The sequence below is a fragment of the Pseudomonas sp. PDM27 genome, from assembly GCF_019219205.1.
Taxonomy (GTDB): Bacteria; Pseudomonadota; Gammaproteobacteria; order Pseudomonadales; family Pseudomonadaceae; genus Aquipseudomonas; species Aquipseudomonas laurylsulfatiphila.
In genome coordinates, this window is sequence record NZ_JAHUWF010000014.1 from 1 (window position 1) to 17,856 (window position 17,856).

Annotated in this window: 15 protein-coding genes; 7 read left to right on the forward strand and 8 right to left on the reverse strand. The window is 61.7% G+C overall.

Annotation, left to right across the window (positions count from 1 at the left end; genetic code table 11):
* Positions 1-179: 179 nt before the first annotated feature.
* The 8 genes from KW838_RS24330 to KW838_RS24365 form a co-directional block, all read right to left on the reverse strand.
* Positions 180-1,604, reverse strand: a complete 1,425-nt coding sequence (locus KW838_RS24330; protein WP_218503799.1) for a gamma-aminobutyraldehyde dehydrogenase — start codon at positions 1,602-1,604, stop codon at positions 180-182.
* A gap of 160 nt (positions 1,605-1,764) precedes the next feature.
* Positions 1,765-2,574: an ABC transporter permease gene (locus KW838_RS24335; RefSeq protein ID WP_102699051.1), complete on the reverse strand. Its 810-nt coding sequence runs from the start codon at positions 2,572-2,574 to the stop codon at positions 1,765-1,767.
* Positions 2,564-3,511, reverse strand: coding sequence for an ABC transporter permease (locus KW838_RS24340; RefSeq protein WP_015093713.1), 948 nt, complete (start codon positions 3,509-3,511; stop codon positions 2,564-2,566). Before KW838_RS24340 ends, KW838_RS24335 begins: the two co-directional genes overlap by 11 nt.
* Position 3,512: 1 nt before the next feature.
* A complete protein-coding gene (locus KW838_RS24345) occupies positions 3,513-4,550 on the reverse strand; it encodes an ABC transporter ATP-binding protein (protein ID WP_218503800.1) in 1,038 nt (345 codons plus the stop codon).
* A 216-nt stretch (positions 4,551-4,766) separates the two neighbouring features.
* The gene (gene ydcS, locus KW838_RS24350; RefSeq protein ID WP_102699049.1) at positions 4,767-5,918 is read right to left on the reverse strand and encodes a putative ABC transporter substrate-binding protein YdcS; all 1,152 of its coding nucleotides are present in this window, start codon (positions 5,916-5,918) and stop codon (positions 4,767-4,769) included.
* Positions 5,919-6,002: 84 nt separating this feature from the next.
* Positions 6,003-7,490, reverse strand: coding sequence for a gamma-aminobutyraldehyde dehydrogenase (locus tag KW838_RS24355; protein WP_081500976.1), 1,488 nt, complete (start codon positions 7,488-7,490; stop codon positions 6,003-6,005).
* 102 nt (positions 7,491-7,592) lie between these two features.
* On the reverse strand, positions 7,593-8,507 hold the full coding sequence (locus tag KW838_RS24360; protein ID WP_007975056.1) for a LysR family transcriptional regulator: 915 nt from the start codon (positions 8,505-8,507) through the stop codon (positions 7,593-7,595).
* Between the two features lie 267 nt (positions 8,508-8,774).
* Entirely contained in the window at positions 8,775-9,335 is a 561-nt protein-coding gene (locus KW838_RS24365; RefSeq protein ID WP_218503801.1) for a hypothetical protein, read from the reverse strand.
* Positions 9,336-9,426: 91 nt separating this feature from the next.
* Here KW838_RS24365 and KW838_RS24370 point away from each other — a divergent pair, with 91 nt between their 5' ends.
* The 7 genes from KW838_RS24370 (at position 9,427) to KW838_RS24400 (ending at position 17,852) form a co-directional block, all read left to right on the forward strand.
* Entirely contained in the window at positions 9,427-10,149 is a 723-nt protein-coding gene (locus KW838_RS24370) for a tellurite resistance TerB family protein (protein ID WP_102699047.1), read from the forward strand.
* A 301-nt stretch (positions 10,150-10,450) separates the two neighbouring features.
* Complete coding sequence (locus tag KW838_RS24375; RefSeq protein ID WP_218503802.1) at positions 10,451-12,073, forward strand: methyl-accepting chemotaxis protein; 1,623 nt, start codon at positions 10,451-10,453, stop codon at positions 12,071-12,073.
* The gene (locus KW838_RS24380) at positions 12,073-12,609 is read left to right on the forward strand and encodes a chemotaxis protein CheW (RefSeq protein ID WP_218503803.1); all 537 of its coding nucleotides are present in this window, start codon (positions 12,073-12,075) and stop codon (positions 12,607-12,609) included. Before KW838_RS24375 ends, KW838_RS24380 begins: the two co-directional genes overlap by 1 nt.
* Positions 12,606-13,877, forward strand: a complete 1,272-nt coding sequence (locus KW838_RS24385) for a protein-glutamate O-methyltransferase CheR (RefSeq protein ID WP_218503804.1) — start codon at positions 12,606-12,608, stop codon at positions 13,875-13,877. Before KW838_RS24380 ends, KW838_RS24385 begins: the two co-directional genes overlap by 4 nt.
* A complete protein-coding gene (locus KW838_RS24390) occupies positions 13,874-14,554 on the forward strand; it encodes a chemotaxis protein CheW (RefSeq protein ID WP_218503805.1) in 681 nt (226 codons plus the stop codon). Before KW838_RS24385 ends, KW838_RS24390 begins: the two co-directional genes overlap by 4 nt.
* Positions 14,551-16,845, forward strand: coding sequence for a hybrid sensor histidine kinase/response regulator (locus tag KW838_RS24395; RefSeq protein ID WP_218503806.1), 2,295 nt, complete (start codon positions 14,551-14,553; stop codon positions 16,843-16,845). Before KW838_RS24390 ends, KW838_RS24395 begins: the two co-directional genes overlap by 4 nt.
* Positions 16,842-17,852: a chemotaxis response regulator protein-glutamate methylesterase gene (locus tag KW838_RS24400; RefSeq protein WP_102699041.1), complete on the forward strand. Its 1,011-nt coding sequence runs from the start codon at positions 16,842-16,844 to the stop codon at positions 17,850-17,852. The genes KW838_RS24395 and KW838_RS24400 overlap by 4 nt, the downstream gene beginning before the upstream one ends.
* The last annotated feature ends 4 nt before the right edge of the window (positions 17,853-17,856 follow it).

Below are 17,856 nucleotides of genomic sequence, written 5' to 3' on the forward strand. Positions count from 1 at the left end.
ACTACCAAGCGGATGGCTTCCGCTTTTTCCTCAGATGTAACAACCCGATATCCCATGATGCGTCCTTAAGTCGATGCTCCTACATCATGGTCCAAAAATGTTCGACCACTACACGGCAGCTCCTACAAAGAGCGCCGTACACCCTGTAGGAGCTGCCGAAGGCTGCGATCTTTTCGCCGTTAATGCTTGAACATCACATGCCGCACAACGGTGTAATCCTCTAACCCATACATGGACATGTCCTTGCCATATCCGGACAACTTCTGCCCGCCGTGGGGCATTTCGCTGACCAGCATGAAGTGCGTATTCACCCAGGTGCAGCCGTACTGCAAGCGCGCCGACATCCGATGGGCGCGGCCGACATCGGCGGTCCACACGGAGGAGGCCAGGCCGTAGTCCGAGTCGTTGGCCCAACCCAGCACCTGCGCTTCATCGCTGAATCTGGTCACCGACACCACCGGCCCGAACACTTCGCGACGGACGATTTCGTCATCCTGCTGGGCATCGGCGAGCACCGTTGGTTCGAAGAAGAAGCCATTGCCGTCCACCGCTTTACCGCCAGTGATCAGGCGAATGTGCGGTTGGGCGATGGCGCGTTCGACGAAACCGGCCACGCGGTCGCGGTGTTGCGCGGTGATCAGCGGGCCGAGTTCGGTCGACGGATCGTCCTGCAAGCCGTACTTGATGCTGCTGACGGCGGCGCCGAGTTTCTCGACGAACTTCTCGTAGATGCCTTCCTGCGCGTAGATGCGGCAGGCGGCGGTGCAGTCCTGGCCGGCATTGTAGAAACCGAAGGTGCGGATGCCTTCGACAGCGGCGTCGATGTCGGCGTCGTCGAAGATGATCACCGGGGCCTTGCCGCCCAGTTCCATGTGCATGCGTTTGACGCTGTCGGCGGTGCTGGAAATGATGTTCGAACCGGTGGCGATCGAACCGGTCAGCGACACCATGCGCACTTTCGGGTGGGTGACCAGCGGGCTGCCGACGCTAGGACCACGGCCGAACACCAGGTTGAGCACGCCGGCCGGGAAGATGTCCGACGCCAGTTCGGCCAGGCGCAGGGCGGTCAGCGGCGTCTGTTCCGACGGCTTGAGCACCACGGTGTTGCCGGCGGCCAGGGCCGGGGCGATTTTCCAGGCGACCATCATCAGCGGGTAGTTCCACGGCGCGATGGAGGCGATCACGCCCACCGGGTCGCGGCGGATCATCGAAGTGTGGCCCGGCAGGTATTCGCCACCGGCCGAACCGCTCATACAGCGGCTGGCGCCGGCGAAGAAGCGGAACACGTCGGCAATCGCCGGGATCTCGTCGTTCAGCGCGGCGCTGTAAGGCTTGCCGCAGTTGTCCGATTCCAGTTTGGCCAGCTCTTCGCCGTGGGCCTCGATGGCATCGGCGAGTTTGAGCAGCAGCAGCGAACGTTCTTTCGGCGGGGTCTGCGACCAGCTGGCGAAGGCGGCGTCGGCGGCACGCACGGCGGCATCGACCTGGGCTTCGCTGGCTTCGTTGATTTCCACCAGCACACGACCCAGCGCGGGGTTGAACACCGGTTGGGCGGGGCCTTCGCCGTCTTGCAGTTGGCCGTTGATCAATAGTTTGGTTTGCATGACATTTGTCCTCATCAATGCAGATCTTGTTTTGAAACCAGTCCCTGTGGGAGCGAGCTTGCTCGCGATGGCGGTGTGTCAGCCACCATCCATGCTGAATGTAATGGCCTCATCGCGAGCAAGCTCGCTCCCACAGGGGGTAGTGGTGTCTATTTTGAGTTTATTTCCCGCCACTGCCCGCAACGCTTTCGCCGCCACGGGTCAGGTAATAGGCGCCGAGGATCGGCAGCATGGTCACGATCATCACCAGCATCGCCACGACGTTGGTCACCGGCACGTCCCGTGGGCGGCTGAGCTGGTTGAGCAGCCACAGCGGCAGGGTGCGTTCATGACCGGCGGTGAAGGTGGTGACGATGATCTCGTCGAACGACAGGGCAAACGCCAGCATGCCGCCGGCCAGCAAGGCCGAGCCGAGGTTCGGCAGGATGATGTAGCGGAAGGTCTGCCAGCCGTCGGCGCCGAGGTCCATGGAGGCTTCGATCAAACTGTGGGAGGTACGGCGCAAGCGGGCGATGACGTTGTTGTAGACGATCACCACACAGAAGGTCGCGTGGCCGACGATGATGGTGAACATCCCCGGCTCGATGCCCAGCGTCTTGAAGGTTGCCAGCAATGCGATCCCGGTGATGATCCCCGGCAAGGCGATCGGCAGGATCAGCATCAGCGAGATGCCTTGCTTGCCGAAGAAGTCCCGACGGTACAACGCAGCGGACGCCAGCGTGCCAAGGACCATGGCGATCAGCGTGGCAATCGAGGCGATCTGCAACGACAGCTTGATGGCTTCGAGCACGTCCGGCCGTGAGAACGCCACGCCGATCCACTTCAGGGTGAAGCCCTTGGGCGGAAAGCTGAACGCCGCGTCTTCGGTGTTGAAGGCGTACAGGAAGATGATCAGGATCGGGAAGTGCAGGAACACCAACCCGCCCCAGGCGGCAATGCGCAGGCCTAATGAGGCTTTTTCAGAGTGCATCGAAGGCCCCCAGACGTTTGACAATGGACAGGTAGATGGCGATCAGCACGATCGGCACCAGGGTGAACGCGGCAGCCATTGGCATGTTGCCGATCGCGCCCTGCTGGGCGTAGACCATGCTGCCGACGAAGTAGCCGGGCGGGCCGACCAGTTGCGGCACGATGAAGTCGCCCAGGGTCAGCGAGAAGGTGAAGATCGAACCGGCGGCAATGCCCGGGATCGACAGCGGCAGGATCACTTGCATGAAGGTCTGGCGCGGCTTGGCCCCGAGGTCGGCGGAGGCTTGCAGCAGCGAGGGCGGCAGGCGTTCCAGCGAAGCCTGGATCGGCAGGATCATGAACGGCAGCCAGATGTAAACGAACACCATGAAGCGCCCCAGGTGCGAGGTCGACAAGGTGCTGCCGCCGACACCGGGAATGCCCAGTACGAATTGCAGGACCGGTTCCAGCCCCAGGTGCTGCACAAACCACTGCGCCACGCCGCCCTTGGCCAGCAGCAAGGTCCAGGCGTAGGCCTTGACGATGTAACTGGCCCACATCGGCATCATCACCGCGATGTAGAAAAACGCCTTGGTCTTGCCCGTGGTGTAGCGCGCCATGTAGTAGGCAATCGGGAACGCGACGATGGCGCTGGCAATCGACACGGCAATCGCCATGCCCAGGGTGCGCAGGATGATGTCGAAGTTCGACGGCTGGAACAGCGCGGTGAAGTTCGCCAGGGTCAGGTCGGGGGTGACCGCCATGGTGAAGTCATCGAAGGTGTAGAAACCTTGCCACAGCAGAACCAGCAACGAGCCCAGGTAGATCGCGCCGAACCACAGCAGCGGCGGTACCAGCAGGAGCGACAGGTAAAAATTCGGCCGGCGATACAGCAGATTGGAAAACCTGCGCAGCAGCGAGCCGCTGGCCGGCGATTGGGGGATAGCTACGGTGTTCATCTCACACCCCGCCTGCAACGGTGTCGTGCAACGGGATCATGGCTTCACGCGCCCAACGTGCGCTGATGCGCTGACCGGTCTGGTGTTGTGCGCTGGTGTCCAGCCACTGGTTGTTGGCCTGGCTGATGTTCAGGGTCTGGCCGTTTTCCAGTTTCAATTCATAGCGGGTGGCGCTGCCCTGGTACTGGATATCGTGGAGCAAACCGCTGACTTCGATTTCGTGGCTGGCCAGCGGGCCTTCGGCGAAACGCACGTGTTCCGGACGAATCGAGAACGGCTGCGGATTGCCACTGATTTGCCTGGCCAGATCACCGCGGATCACGTTGGAGGTGCCGACGAATTCGGCGACGAAGGTGGTGGCCGGTTTCATGTACAGGTTGCGCGGGCTGTCGACTTGTTCGATGCGGCCCTTGTTGAACACCGCCACGCGGTCGGACATCGACAGTGCTTCGGTCTGGTCGTGGGTGACGAAGATGAAGGTGATGCCGAGCTGGCGCTGCAGTTTTTTCAGCTCGCTCTGCATTTGCTCGCGCAGTTTCAGGTCGAGTGCACCGAGTGGTTCGTCGAGCAATAGTACGCGAGGACGGTTGACCAGGGCGCGGGCCAGGGCCACACGCTGGCGCTGACCACCGGAGAGCTGTACCGGCTTGCGGTCGCCGTAGCCGCCGAGGGCGACCATATCGAGCGCTTCTTCGGCGCGCTTCAGGCGTTCGGCCTTGCCCACGCCTTTGACTTTCAAACCGTAGGCGACGTTGTCGCGAACGTTCATGTGCGGGAACAGCGCGTAATCCTGGAACACGGTGTTCACGTCGCGCTGGTACGGCGGCAGGCCGGCGGCCTCTTCGCCATGAATGCGGATGGAGCCTGCGCTCGGTTGTTCAAAACCGGCGATCAGGCGCAAACAGGTGGTCTTGCCCGAGCCGGAAGGCCCCAGCATGGAGAAGAACTCGCCGTCCTGGATGTCGATGGAAACCCGGTCTACGGCTTTCACTTCGCCGAATTGACGGGAAACGTTGGTGAACTGGACTGCAAGCGTCATGGTGCGGTGCTCCAAAAAGGCGAAGGCCGTCGCAGCGGCCCTGCCTGGACTTCTGAAAAAACAAAAACTTTTATCTGTCGGCCGAGCGCGGTAGCGGCAACGACGGTGATCAACTGTGGGAGCGAGCTTGCTCGCGATGGCGGAGTGTCAGTCAGTAACAATATTGACTGGAATGCCCTCATCGCGAGCAAGCTCGCTCCCACAGGGGAGGGTGGGTTATCTACCGCCCATGATCGCGATGTAGTCCTGGGTCCAGCGGCTGTACGGCACGAACTTGCCGCCTTCAGCCTGCGGGGTTTTCCAGAAGGCGATCTTGTCGAACTGGTCGAAACCGTTGGTCTTGCAGCCTTCGGCGCCGAGCAGTTCGCTCTCCTTGCACGCCGCAGGGACTGCTGGCAACGAGCCGAACCACGCCGCTACGTCGCCCTGGACTTTCGGTTGCAGCGACCAGTCCATCCACTTGTAGGCGCAGTTCGGGTGCTTGGCCTCGGTATGCATCATGGTGGTGTCGGCCCAACCGGTGGCGCCTTCTTTCGGGATGGTCGAGGCGATTGGCTGTTTCTCGTTCATCAGGCCGTTGACCTGATACGGCCACGCGCCGGAGGCGACCACGCCTTCGTTCTTGAAGTCACTCATTTGCACGGTGGTGTCGTGCCAGTAGCGGTGGATCAACGGCTGCTGGGCGCGCAGCAGGTCGAGCACGGCCTTGTATTGGGCTTCGGTCAGTTCGTACGGGCTCTGGATGCCCAGTTCCGGTTTGGCAGTCTTCAGGTACAGCGCCGCGTCCGCGATGTAGATCGGGCCGTCATAGGCTTGCACGCGGCCCTTGTTCGGCTTGCCGTCCGGCAGGTTTTCGGCATTGAACAGCACGCCCCAGGTGGTCGGCGCGGTCTTGAACACGTTGGTGTTGTACATCAGCACGTTCGGGCCCCACTGATACGGGGTGCCGTAGGTCTGCTTGTTGACCACGTACCAGGGTGCATCCTTGAGGCGCGGGTCGAGGTTTTTCCAGTTCGGGATCAACGCGGTGTTGATCGGCTGCACACGCTTGCCGACGATGAGGCGCAGGGAGGCGTCGCCCGACGCCGTCACCAGATCGTAACCACCCTTGGCCATCAGGCTGACCATTTCATCGGAAGTGGCCGCGGTCTTGACGTTGACCTTGCAGCCGGTTTCCTTCTCGAAACCGGTCACCCAGTCGTAGGCCTTGTCGCTCTCGCCACGTTCGATGTAGCCAGGCCAGGCCACAATATCCAGTTGGCCCTCGCCAGCCCCGACAGCTTTGAGCGGCTCGGCGGCCTGGATGCTGGCACTGGCCAGCAGCGCGGTGGTGATTGCACTGAGCAGTGCGGTCTTGTGCACGAACATGGGAATTCCCTCTTCTTTAATTATGGTCGGGGCAGTGTTTTGAACGTGGTGAAGCATGCCGTTGGTGGCTTGTTATTAGCGTAGTCAGAGATGCTCGCCATGGCGGGCCATGATGTGCCGCACCACGCTGTAGTCCTGAAGCGAATCGCTGGACAGGTCCTTGCCGTAGCCCGAACGCTTCAGGCCGCCATGGGGCATTTCGCTGACCAGCATGAAATGGCTGTTGATCCAGGTGCAGCCGTACTGCAGGCGCGCCGCGACCTGCATGGCCTTGTCGAGGTTCTGGGTCCAGACCGACGACGCCAGGCCGTATTCCGAATCGTTGGCCCAGTCCACCGCTTGTTCCAGTTCATCGAAACGGGTCACGGTGACCACCGGTCCGAACACTTCGCGCTGGACGATCTCATCGCTTTGCTTGCAGCCGGCCAGCAGGGTCGGCTGGTAATAGAAGCCGGCGCCGGAATGCACGGCCGCACCGGTCACCCGCTCTATGTGCGGCTGGCCGAGGGCGCGTTCGACAAAACTGGCCACGCGGTCGCGCTGGCGGGTGCTGATCAGCGGGCCGATTTCGTTGTCGGCGTCGCGTTTGCCGGCGAAGCGCAGGCTGCTGACGGCCGCGCCGAGCTCGGCCACCAGACGGTCGTGAATCCCGGCCTGGGCATAAATGCGGCAAGCGGCGGTGCAATCCTGGCCGGCATTGTAGTAGCCATAAGTGCGCACACCTTCGACCACGGCCTGAATGTCGGCATCGTTGCAGACGATCACCGGAGCCTTGCCGCCGAGTTCCAGGTGGGTACGTTTGAGGGTTTTCGAAGCGGCCTGGAGGATTTTTTGCCCGGTGACGATATCGCCGGTCAGCGACACCATGCGCACTTTAGGGTGACTCACCAGGTGGCTGCCGACACCTTCGCCACCCCCGCAAACGATATTGATCACACCCCGTGGCAGGATCTCGGCCAGCGCGGGGGCCAGGGCCAGGATCGACAGCGGCGTGTGTTCCGACGGCTTGAACACCAGGGTGTTGCCGGCGGCGAGGGCCGGGGCGATTTTCCACGCGGCCATCATGATCGGGTAGTTCCACGGCGCAATCGACGCCACCACCCCGATAGGATCGCGGCGCACCATGCTGGTGTAGCCCGGCAGGTATTCGCCGCTGAGCTGGCCGGTCTGGCAACGTACGGCGCCGGCGAAGAAGCGGAACACATCGACCGTGGCACTCAGGTCATCCTGACGGGCCAAGTGCAACGGCTTGCCGCAGTTCATGGACTCGAGGCGGGCCAGCAGGTCGGCGTTTTTTTCGATGGCGTTGGCGATGTCCAGCAACAGGTTCGAACGTTGCTGTGGCGTGGTCCGTGACCAACCGGCAAAGGCGCGGTGGGCGGCGAGGATCGCGGCTTCGACTTGCTCGGTGCTGGCTTCGGCGATTTGCGTGATGATTTCGCCGGTGGCCGGGTTGAGAATCGGCTCGACACAGCCTTGACCGGCGACTAATTCACCATCGATCAACAATGCGGTGAACAACGGGGTCTGCGCGCCGGCCATTTTTCGGGTTCTCTTTTCTTGTGTGGCCATGGTGTTCCCAGTGGTTGGGACCCGGCCGTCTTATATAGATGTAACAAGACTAGTTCGCGGGCCCGAGGACAACAAATACTAAATACTGAAGGTGGCGTTCGATTAAATAGATGGCTTGCGCCCGCCATGGGGTTGTTCGCGGGCGACCGTCAGGAACGGGTCCACCAGCGCCGGCCGCGCCGTGCCGCGACGCCAGGCGAGGCCGACATCCAGGGTCTGGCTGAGGTCGGCAATCGGCCGCGCTTCGATGATGTCGCCCTCAAGCGACCACGGGCGATAGGTCATGTCGGGCTGGATCGACACGCCCAGGCCGGCGGCCACCAGGCTTCGCACTGCTTCGGTGGAGGCCGTGCGCAGGGTGATGCGCGGTTGCAGCGAGGCGGCGGACCACATGCGCTGGGCATTGCGGTCCATTTCATCGACGTTCAGTTGAATCAATGGCTCGCGGGCCACATCGGCGAGGTTGATGCTGTCGTGTTCCAGCAATGGATGCTGGGCCGGCAGCCATAGCCGGTGCGGCGAGTGGGTCAGCACTTCGGTCTGCAAGGCGTGACGGTCTTCGAGGTTGGAGAGGATCAGCACGCCGACATCGATTTCGCCGCTGACCAGCAAATGCTCGATGTACGGGCGCTCGTCTTCCATCACGCGGATTTCCACGTTGGGGTAGGCGCGCTGGAAACGGGTGAGCAAATCCGCCAGGTAATAACCGGCCACCAGGCTGGTCACGCCGACGATCAATTGCCCGGCGACCTGGTCGGTGCTCTGTTGCAGGCTGCGCTTGGCGTTATCCACGGTGGCCAGGATCAAGTGTGCCTGGCGCAGGAATTGATGACCCTGGTGGGTCAGGGTCATGCCCTTGGCGTGGCGGCTGAACAGGCTGACGCCGATTTCCTCCTCCAGTTGCTGGATGGCCAGGGTCAGGGTCGACTGGGAAATGAACGCAGTTTGCGCGGCGGCGGAGATCGAACCGGTCTCGGCCACAGCGATGAAATGGCGGATCTGACGCAAGGTCATCATGGGGGAAGCACCCGGTGGGCTGTTTTTATCGATTTGTTGGAGTGTATATCTTTTTTTCTGAGGGGTAGGCTTGGGCACTCGCAAGTACGCCTTGCCAGGTGCTGTGAATAATCCAGCCAGCTCGGGGAATTACCGGGTGACCTTGACCAGCGCCTGATCTGCCCCTGATCTGCAACGGTGGAGCTTGTCAGGAGTCTGTTGTCTGGCGCGCTCTGGAGAGGTGACCCTCAAATGCAAGTAGGAGGGTCGATGGCAGAAAGGATGGAATTAAGGTTTAACATCGAAATCAATGGTTACTTTTTCGCCGTTTGCTTCAAAAACAGCCTTTCCGAAATAAGTGGCATAAGCGGTTTTTTGGATATGTAGTGTGCCGGTCTTTGCTACATACCTTTCAGATCCTATGACGACTTGCCAGTAGTTAGCATGAATAATATCAAATGGATAGGTCAGTAGATAGGTTCCGTTTTGGACAATAGATGTGAAAGTTATCACTGCGGCTTCTGTGTCCAGTGAGCCGATTAAGCCATTGAAGTCGGATCCTGTTATGTATTCAATGTTTTTGAATTCATAAGGCTGGTTGTCAATTGTTACCGTTATATGCCCATTTAATGGAGATTTTTCATCATTCCTAAAGGACTCACTTACAATATCTTCAGCTGACTTGGACATGGTTTTGTTCTCTTGAGTGTTAGTTGTTGCGGCAACAGGAAAGTAAACAGAAATTCCCGGTCTCGATACTGTTATAAATGACAGTTTGTTATATCGTTTTGTTATGTTGCTCAAGCGCTGGCTTGTTTGTGGTGTATTTAAGCCAACTAGCAGCAACATCTGGAATTACTCCTCCCCAGGAATCATCGGGCACTTTCGAACTAGGCTGGTGGCCTCAAGGTTCGGATAAACCTTTTAGTGGAGGCAAAAAATGAACACCCGTGGATTGCTCGATCAACTCCTCAAGTCCGGCCAGGACATGTTGCAGAACAAGGCGGGCGGGGCGCAGAGCAAGTCGTCCGCAGGCGCTCCGGGTGGATTGCTCGGTGGTAACGGCGGCTCGGGCAGCCTCGGCAGTTTGCTCTCCGGCGCAAGCGGCGGGGCATTGGCGGCAGGTGCGATGGGCTTGCTGCTCGGCAGCAAGAAGGCCCGCAAGGTCGGCGGCAAGGTTGCGGTCTATGGCGGCCTCGCCGCGTTGGGCGTGCTGGCCTACAAGGCCTACGGCAACTGGCAGGCCCAGCAGGGCACTGCGCCAGAAACGGAACCGCAAACCCTCGACCGCTTGCCTGCCGCGCAAGTCGAGCAGCACAGCCAGGCGATTCTCAAGGCGCTGGTGGCCGCGGCCAAGGCTGACGGGCATGTCGACGAGCGTGAGCGCGCATTGATCGAGGGCGAGTTCATCAAGCTCGACAATGACCAGGAGCTGCAACACTGGCTGCACGCCGAACTCAACAAGCCGCTGGACCCCGCCGACGTCGCCCGTGCCGCGCGCACGCCGGAAACCGCCGCCGAGATGTACATCGCGAGTGTGATGATGGTCGACGAGGAGAACTTCATGGAGAAGTCCTACCTGGATGAGTTGGCGCGGCAACTCAAGCTGGAGCCGGGGTTGAAGGCTGAACTGGAGAAGCAGGTTCGCCAGGCTTCCCTGTAAACCTTCCGCCCGCCTTCGCGAGCAGGCTCGCTCCCACAATGTTCGGCGAACACAGATCCACTGTGGGAGCGAGCCTGCTCGCGAAGGCGTTTTCAGCCACGCCGCATCCCCAATGGCCGATCCATCGCCCGATTCTACCCAATCACCCCTAACACCCATTCCCTCAAATGGCGGACAGTCCCACCCAGAGCCCATCCCGCCTTTTTTCAACGGGATGAGAAGTGGGTTGCATCCGTCTTATAAATGAAACACCACCCTCGGCTATACTCCCCGCATTTCGAATCAGGCCCGAGGATTGACTGTGAAGAACTGGACGTTACGCCAACGCATTTTGGCGAGCTTTGCGGTAATTATCGCCATCATGCTGCTGATGGTGGTCGTCTCGTATTCGCGGCTTCTGAAGATCGAAAGCAGCGAAGCCAGCGTTCGTGAGGATGCGCTACCGGGCCTGTATTACAGTTCGATGGTGCGCAGCGCCTGGGTCGACAGCTACCTGCGGACCCAGGAAACTCTTGGCTTCAAGGAGGGGGAGGGGTTCAGCGCCGAGCAGGCGGAGAACTTCAAGACCTTTGAGGCGCGTCTGCAAGAGCATATGCAGAGCTATCGCGGCACCATCGCCACCGATGAGGACAAGGTCGAGTACGCCGCCTTCGAAAAACTTCATGGCGACTACAATCAGGTCCTGGCGACCGTGCTCGACTTGCACAAGCGCAATCAGAGCGCCGAAGCCATTCGCCTGTTCAACGAGCAATTGACTCCGGCGTGGACCGCGGGGCGCATGAAGCTCAACGACATCATCCGCGAAAACAAAGCGGTGGCCGACACTGACATCGCGGCCATCGACGATGCGGTGCTGACGGCAAAAATCATCATGGGCATTTCCCTTCTGGTGGCCGTCCTGGCTGCCGGCCTGTGCGGTTTGCTATTGATGCGCGCCATCATGGCGCCGATGAACCGCATCGTGAGCATCCTCGAAATCATGCGCACCGGTGACCTCAGCAGCCGCCTGAATCTGGAGCGCAAGGACGAATTCGGCGCGGTAGAGACCGGTTTCAACGACATGATGACCGAGCTCACCTCGCTGGTGTCCCAGGCACAGCGTTCATCGGTGCAGGTGACCACGTCGGTCACCGAGATCGCCGCCACCTCCAAGCAGCAACAAGCCACTGCCACGGAAACCGCCGCCACCACCACGGAAATCGGCGCGACCTCCCGTGAAATCGCCGCCACCTCCCGGGACCTGGTGCGCACCATGACCGAGGTCTCCACCGCCGCCGATCAGGCTTCCGTGGCCGCCGGCTCGGGGCAACAGGGGCTGGCGCGCATGGAGGAAACCATGCACTCGGTGATGGGCGCGGCCGATCTGGTCAATGCCAAGCTGGCGATCCTCAACGAGAAGGCCGGCAACATCAATCAGGTGGTGGTGACCATCGTCAAGGTGGCCGACCAGACCAACCTGTTGTCGCTCAACGCCGCCATCGAGGCCGAGAAGGCCGGTGAGTACGGGCGCGGTTTTGCCGTGGTCGCCACCGAAGTACGGCGCCTGGCGGACCAGACGGCGGTGGCCACCTACGACATCGAGCAAATGGTGCGCGAGATCCAGTCGGCGGTATCGGCCGGGGTCATGGGCATGGACAAATTCTCCGAGGAAGTGCGTCGCGGCATGTCCGAGGTGCAGCAGGTCGGCGAGCAATTGTCGCAGATCATCCATCAGGTCCAGGCGCTGGCGCCGCGGGTGCTGATGGTCAACGAAGGGATGCAGGCCCAGGCTACCGGTGCCGAGCAGATCAACCATGCGCTGGTGCAGTTGGGTGATGCCAGCAGCCAGACAGTCGAGTCTCTGCGCCAGGCCAGTTTCGCCATCGATGAACTGAGCCAGGTGGCCGTCGGGCTGCGCAGCGGCGTTTCGCGATTCAAAGTCTGATGAGCGAAATCACGGCCAAGCGCTCTGCCGTGAAGCAGGCGCTGCATGCATTGTTTCTGGTGTTTCGCATCGGCAGCGAGCGCTATGCCTTGAAGGCTGTCGAAGTGGCTGAAGTGCTGCCGCGCCTGCCCTTGAAGCCCATTGCCCAGGCCCCCGCCTGGGTCGCCGGGGTGTTCGCCTATCGGGGCGCCGTGGTGCCGGTGATCGACTTGAGTGCACTGACGTTTGGCGCGCCGGCACAGGCCCGTACCAGCACCCGGCTGGTGTTGGTCAACTACCGCCCGGATGAAACCGGCGAGACACAACTGCTCGGGCTGATTCTGGAACAGGCGACCGACACCTTGCGCTGTGATCCGGCGGATTTTCAGCCCTACGGCCTGGACAATCGCCAGGCGCCTTACCTGGGGCCGGTGCGCAAGGACGAGCAAGGCTTGCTGCAGTGGGTACGGGTCAGTGATCTGCTGAGCGATCAGGTACGCGCCTTGTTGTTTCCTTCGCCGCCAATGGATCTGGCGCTGCTGGAGGTGCGGCCATGAGCAGCGACCAGCGTTTTTTCGACTTCCTCAAGGAGCGTATCGGACTCGACGTGACCTCGGTGGGGCCGGCCATCATCGAGCGGGCGGTGCGCCAGCGCAGCGTGGCTGCGCAAGCAGCCTCGGCCGATGAGTATTGGCGCACCTTGCAGGGCTCACGGGACGAGCAACAGGCATTGATCGAAGCGGTGATCGTTCCGGAAACCTGGTTCTTCCGGTATCCGGAATCCTTCGCCACCCTGGCGAAACTGGCGAGCAAGCGTCTGGCTGAAATCAACAACCTGCGCGCCCTGCGGATTCTCAGCCTGCCGTGTTCCACCGGTGAAGAACCGTATTCAATCGCCATGGCGTTGCTCGATGCCGGACTCAAGCCGCACCAGTTCAAGGTCGACGGCATGGACGTCAGCCCGTTGTCGGTGGATAAAGCCAGGCGAGCCTTGTACGGCAAGAACTCCTTTCGGGGCGACGACATTGCGTTTCGCGACCGCCATTTCATCGCCGAAGGCGACGGCTATCGCCTGGACCCGCGCGTGCAGGAACAGGTGCGCTTGCAGGTCGGCAATCTGCTGGACCCGGCCTTGCTGGCCGGTGAACCGCCATTCGACTTCGTGTTTTGTCGCAACCTGCTGATCTATTTCGACCAGCCGACCCAGAAGCAAGTCTTTGAAGTGCTCAAGCGCCTGACCCATGACGACGGCGTGCTGTTTATCGGCCCGGCCGAAGGCAGCCTGCTGGGGCGTTTGGGGATGCGCTCGATCGGTATCGCGCAGTCCTTCGCCTTCAGTCGACAAGGGACTGCGGAGCCTGAATCCTTGCCGGCATTCGTTCCAACCCCCTTGCCTGTGCCGCAACCGCTGCGCAATCGACCTGTTGCGCCGGTGCGCAGTCGTCCGTTCGCCAGTGTCGTGCCACTGGCGCCCGTGCCGAAAATCTCTGGCACCGATACGGCCGTGCTGCTGGCGAACATCGCCGGGCTGGCCAACGAGGGCAAAAGCGCCGAGGCAAAGGCTGCGTGTGAAAGCTATTTGCGCAGTCATGAACCGGTAGCCCAGGTGTTCTATTGGCTGGGCCTGCTCAGTGATGTCGCGGGAAACGTCCTGGAAGCCCAGGGCTTTTATCGCAAGGCGTTGTACCTCGAACCGCAACATCCCGAAGCGTTGATGCACCTGGCCGCTTTGCTGCAGGCCCAGGGTGACGCGGCGGGGGCCAGACGATTGCAGGAGCGTGCCGCCCGCAGCGCACGCGCCGCCGACAGTGAGCGTAAACGATGATCGCCTCCGACACCTTCAGCGTCACCCGGGATGCCCAGGCCATCGACGATTGCTGGAACCGCATCGGTATCCACGGCGACAAGTCCTGCCCGTTGCTGGCCGAACATATTCATTGCCGCAATTGTGCGGTGTATTCGGCCGCTGCGACGCGTCTTCTCGATCGTTATGCCTTGCAGCAGCAAGAGCGCGGGCCAGTGTCCGTCGCGCTCGAGAGCGAGGTGAAAACCCGCTCGTTGTTGATGTTCCGTCTGGGTGAAGAGTGGTTGGGCCTGGCCACGCGCAGCCTGGTGGAAGTGTCACCGTTGCAGGCGATTCACTCTTTGCCGCACCAGCGCTCCCGGGCCTTGCTCGGCGTGGCGAATGTGCGCGGCGCGCTGGTCGCCTGCCTGTCGCTGGTGGAACTGCTCGGGCTCGACGGCACCGGCAATGTGGCACCGGGTGCGCGGGTCATGCCGCGCATGCTGATCATCGCGGCCCACGGCGGGCCGGTGGTGGTGCCGGTGGACGAAGTCGACGGGATTCACGCCATCGACGAGCATATCCTCGATAGCGCATCGCGCTCGGGGGCTCAGGCCAGCGCCAAATACACCCGTGGCGTGTTGCAATTCAAAGGTCGCAGCCTGCGTTGGCTGGATGAAGAACAGCTGTTGTCCGCCGTGACCCGGAGCCTCACATGACCCCCGAGCAAATGCGCGACGCCTCTTTGCTGGAGCTGTTCAGCCTGGAGGCCGAAGCCCAGACCCAGGTCTTGAGTGCCGGCCTGCTGGCGCTTGAGCGCGATCCGACCCTGGCCGATCAGCTTGAATCGTGCATGCGTGCGGCGCACTCGCTCAAGGGGGCGGCGCGGATCGTGGGCGTCGATGCCGGGGTCAGCGTTGCCCACGTTATGGAAGATTGCCTGGTCAGTGCCCAGGAAGGGCGCCTGTTGCTGCGCCCCGAACACATCGATGCGTTGCTGCAAGGCACCGATCTGCTGATGCGCATCGCCACGCCGGACAACAACCCGGAGGTCGCGGACATCGAGGCCTACGTAACCTTGATGGCACGCTTGCTGGATCCGACAGCGCCGCTGGTTGCGCCTGCCGAACCGGTCATGGCCGAACGGATTATTTCCGAGCTCATGCTCGAAGCACCTGCGCCCGAGGTCGAGCCGCCGGCGCCTGTCGTCGAACCGTCTCCGGCGCCAGCCCCGCGCAAGACCAAACGCACCACCGAAAACGGCGAACGAGTGTTGCGCGTCACCGCCGAGCGCCTGAACAGCCTGCTCGATCTGTCGAGCAAATCCCTGGTGGAAACCCAGCGCCTCAAACCGCACCTGGCGACCATGCAGCGACTCAAGCGCATGCAGAGCAACAGCCTGCGAGCGCTGGAGAATCTCAACGTTCACCTCAAGGATCACGCCTTGAGCCTGGAAGCCCAGGAAGCCCTTGAGGATGCGCGGCGCTTACTGGCGCAATCCCAGCAATTGCTCATGGAAAAGAACGCCGAACTCGATGAGTTCGCCTGGCATGCCAGCCAGCGGGCACAGGTGTTGTACGACACGGCGCTGGCCTGTCGCATGCGGCCGTTTGCCGATGTGTTGACCGGGCAGGTGCGCATGGTCCGTGATCTGGGTCGCGATCTGGGTAAACAGGTGCGACTGGAAATTGAAGGCGAGAAGACCCAGGTCGATCGCGACGTGCTGGAAAGGCTCGAAGCGCCGCTGACCCACCTGTTGCGCAACGCGGTCGACCACGGCATCGAACTCCCGGAACAACGCCTGCTGGCCGGCAAGCCGGCGGAAGGTCTGATTCGCCTGCGCGCGTCTCATCAGGCCGGTTTGCTGGTGCTTGAATTGAGCGATGACGGTAACGGCGTGGATCTGGAAAAAGTCCGTCGCAGTATCGTTGAACGAAATTTGTCCCCCGCGCAAACCGCCGCGCAGTTGAGCGAAGAAGAGCTGCTGACGTTCCTGTTCCTGCCTGGTTTCAGCCTGCGCGACAGGGTCACCGAGGTGTCCGGTCGTGGCGTCGGCCTGGATGCGGTGCAGCACATGGTCCGGCAGTTGCGCGGTGCGGTGGTGCTGGAGCAGACGGCGGGCGAGGGCAGTCGTTTCCATCTTGAAGTGCCGTTGACCCTGTCGGTGGTGCGCAGCCTGGTGGTGGAAGTCGGCGACGAGGCCTATGCCTTTCCGTTGGCGCACATTGAGCGCATGTGTGATCTGGAGCCGGCGGATATCGTGCAGGTCGAAGGTCGCCAGCATTTCTGGTACGAAGGCCGGCATGTCGGGCTGGTGGCGGCCAGCCAGTTGCTGCATCGCCCGGCCAGCCAGAACAGCGGGCAAACCCTGAAAGTCGTGGTGATTCGCGAGCGCGATGCGATCTACGGCGTGGCCGTGGAGCGGTTTATCGGGGAGCGGACATTGGTGGTGCTGCCACTGGATGAGCGTCTGGGCAAGGTGCAGGACATTTCCGCCGGGGCCCTGCTCGACGACGGCTCGGTGGTGCTGATCGTCGACGTCGAAGACATGCTGCGGTCTGTGGAAAAACTGCTCAACACCGGGCGCCTGGAACGCATCGCCCGCCACAGCAATCAGGTGGTCGAGGCGGCCCGCAAACGAATTCTGGTGGTGGACGATTCCCTGACCGTGCGAGAGTTGCAGCGCAAGCTGTTGCTCAATCGCGGATACGACGTGGCGGTTGCGGTAGACGGCATGGACGGCTGGAACGCGTTGCGTTCGGAGGATTTCGATCTGCTGATCACCGACATTGATATGCCGCGCATGGACGGCATCGAACTGGTTACGTTGCTGCGTCGGGACAATCGCCTGCAATCGCTGCCGGTGATGGTGGTGTCCTACAAGGATCGTGAGGAGGACCGGCGCCGTGGACTGGATGCCGGGGCCGACTATTATCTAGCCAAGGCCAGTTTTCATGACGATGCCTTGCTCGATGCAGTGGTCGAGCTCATTGGAGGAGCGCGTGCATGAGGATTGCAATCGTCAACGACATGCCCATGGCGGTGGAGGCCCTGCGCCGCGCCCTGGCATTCGAGCCGACACACGAGGTGGTCTGGGTCGCCGGCAATGGCGCCGAAGCAGTGCGCCTGTGCGCGCAGGACACGCCGGACCTGATCCTGATGGACCTGATCATGCCGGTGATGGATGGCGTCGAGGCCACGCGGCGGATCATGGCCGAGACCCCGTGCGCCATTGTCATCGTCACCGTGGATCGCCAGCAGAACGTGCACCGGGTGTTCGAGGCCATGGGCCACGGTGCGCTGGACGTGGTCGACACCCCGACCGTCGGCGCCGGCAATCCCCAGGAAGCGGCTGCGCCGTTGTTGCGCAAGATCATGAACATCGGCTGGCTGATAGGTGACAAGGGCAACCGCCCGCGCCCGGCGCCGGCACCGTTGCGCAGCTCGGGCTCACGCCAGAGCCTGATCGCCATTGGCTCATCCGCCGGTGGGCCGGCAGCGCTGGAAGTCTTGCTCAAGGGCCTGCCGCGTGATTTCTCGCCGGCCATCGTGCTGGTGCAGCACGTTGACCAGGTGTTTGCCGCCGGCATGGCTGAATGGCTCGGCAGTGCCAGCGGCCTCAACGTGCGCCTGGCCGAGGAAGGCGAGCCGCCGCAAAGCGGCACGGTACTGCTGGCCGGCACCAATCACCATATTCGCTTGCTGAAAAACGGCACGCTGGCCTACACCGCCGAACCGGTCAACGAAATCTACCGGCCCTCCATCGATGTGTTCTTCGAGAGCGTGGCCAGTTACTGGAACGGTGACGCCGTGGGGGTTTTACTCACCGGCATGGGGCGTGATGGCGCCCAGGGGCTTAAACTCATGCGCCAACAGGGCTACCTGACCATCGCACAAGACCAGGGCAGCAGTGCGGTGTACGGCATGCCGAAGGCGGCCGCAGCTATCGACGCTGCCGTGGAGATTCGCCCGCTGGACAAGATAGCGCCACGATTGCTGGAGATTTTCGCCAAATGAGCAC

What these genes read in the sequence shown, in the direction of transcription:
- KW838_RS24330 (WP_218503799.1), bottom strand. Translation starts at nt 1,604, where the DNA reads ATGCAAACCAAACTATTGATCAACGGCCAACTGCAAGACGGCGAAGGC.
- KW838_RS24380 (WP_218503803.1), top strand. Translation starts at nt 12,073, where the DNA reads ATGAGCGAAATCACGGCCAAGCGCTCTGCCGTGAAGCAGGCGCTGCAT.
- KW838_RS24345 (WP_218503800.1), bottom strand. Translation starts at nt 4,550, where the DNA reads ATGACGCTTGCAGTCCAGTTCACCAACGTTTCCCGTCAATTCGGCGAA.
- KW838_RS24395 (WP_218503806.1), top strand. Translation starts at nt 14,551, where the DNA reads ATGACCCCCGAGCAAATGCGCGACGCCTCTTTGCTGGAGCTGTTCAGC.
- KW838_RS24400 (WP_102699041.1), top strand. Translation starts at nt 16,842, where the DNA reads ATGAGGATTGCAATCGTCAACGACATGCCCATGGCGGTGGAGGCCCTG.
- KW838_RS24365 (WP_218503801.1), bottom strand. Translation starts at nt 9,335, where the DNA reads ATGTTGCTGCTAGTTGGCTTAAATACACCACAAACAAGCCAGCGCTTG.
- KW838_RS24340 (WP_015093713.1), bottom strand. Translation starts at nt 3,511, where the DNA reads ATGAACACCGTAGCTATCCCCCAATCGCCGGCCAGCGGCTCGCTGCTG.
- KW838_RS24335 (WP_102699051.1), bottom strand. Translation starts at nt 2,574, where the DNA reads ATGCACTCTGAAAAAGCCTCATTAGGCCTGCGCATTGCCGCCTGGGGC.
- KW838_RS24390 (WP_218503805.1), top strand. Translation starts at nt 13,874, where the DNA reads ATGATCGCCTCCGACACCTTCAGCGTCACCCGGGATGCCCAGGCCATC.
- KW838_RS24360 (WP_007975056.1), bottom strand. Translation starts at nt 8,507, where the DNA reads ATGATGACCTTGCGTCAGATCCGCCATTTCATCGCTGTGGCCGAGACC.
- ydcS (WP_102699049.1), bottom strand. Translation starts at nt 5,918, where the DNA reads ATGTTCGTGCACAAGACCGCACTGCTCAGTGCAATCACCACCGCGCTG.
- KW838_RS24385 (WP_218503804.1), top strand. Translation starts at nt 12,606, where the DNA reads ATGAGCAGCGACCAGCGTTTTTTCGACTTCCTCAAGGAGCGTATCGGA.
- KW838_RS24370 (WP_102699047.1), top strand. Translation starts at nt 9,427, where the DNA reads ATGAACACCCGTGGATTGCTCGATCAACTCCTCAAGTCCGGCCAGGAC.
- KW838_RS24355 (WP_081500976.1), bottom strand. Translation starts at nt 7,490, where the DNA reads ATGGCCACACAAGAAAAGAGAACCCGAAAAATGGCCGGCGCGCAGACC.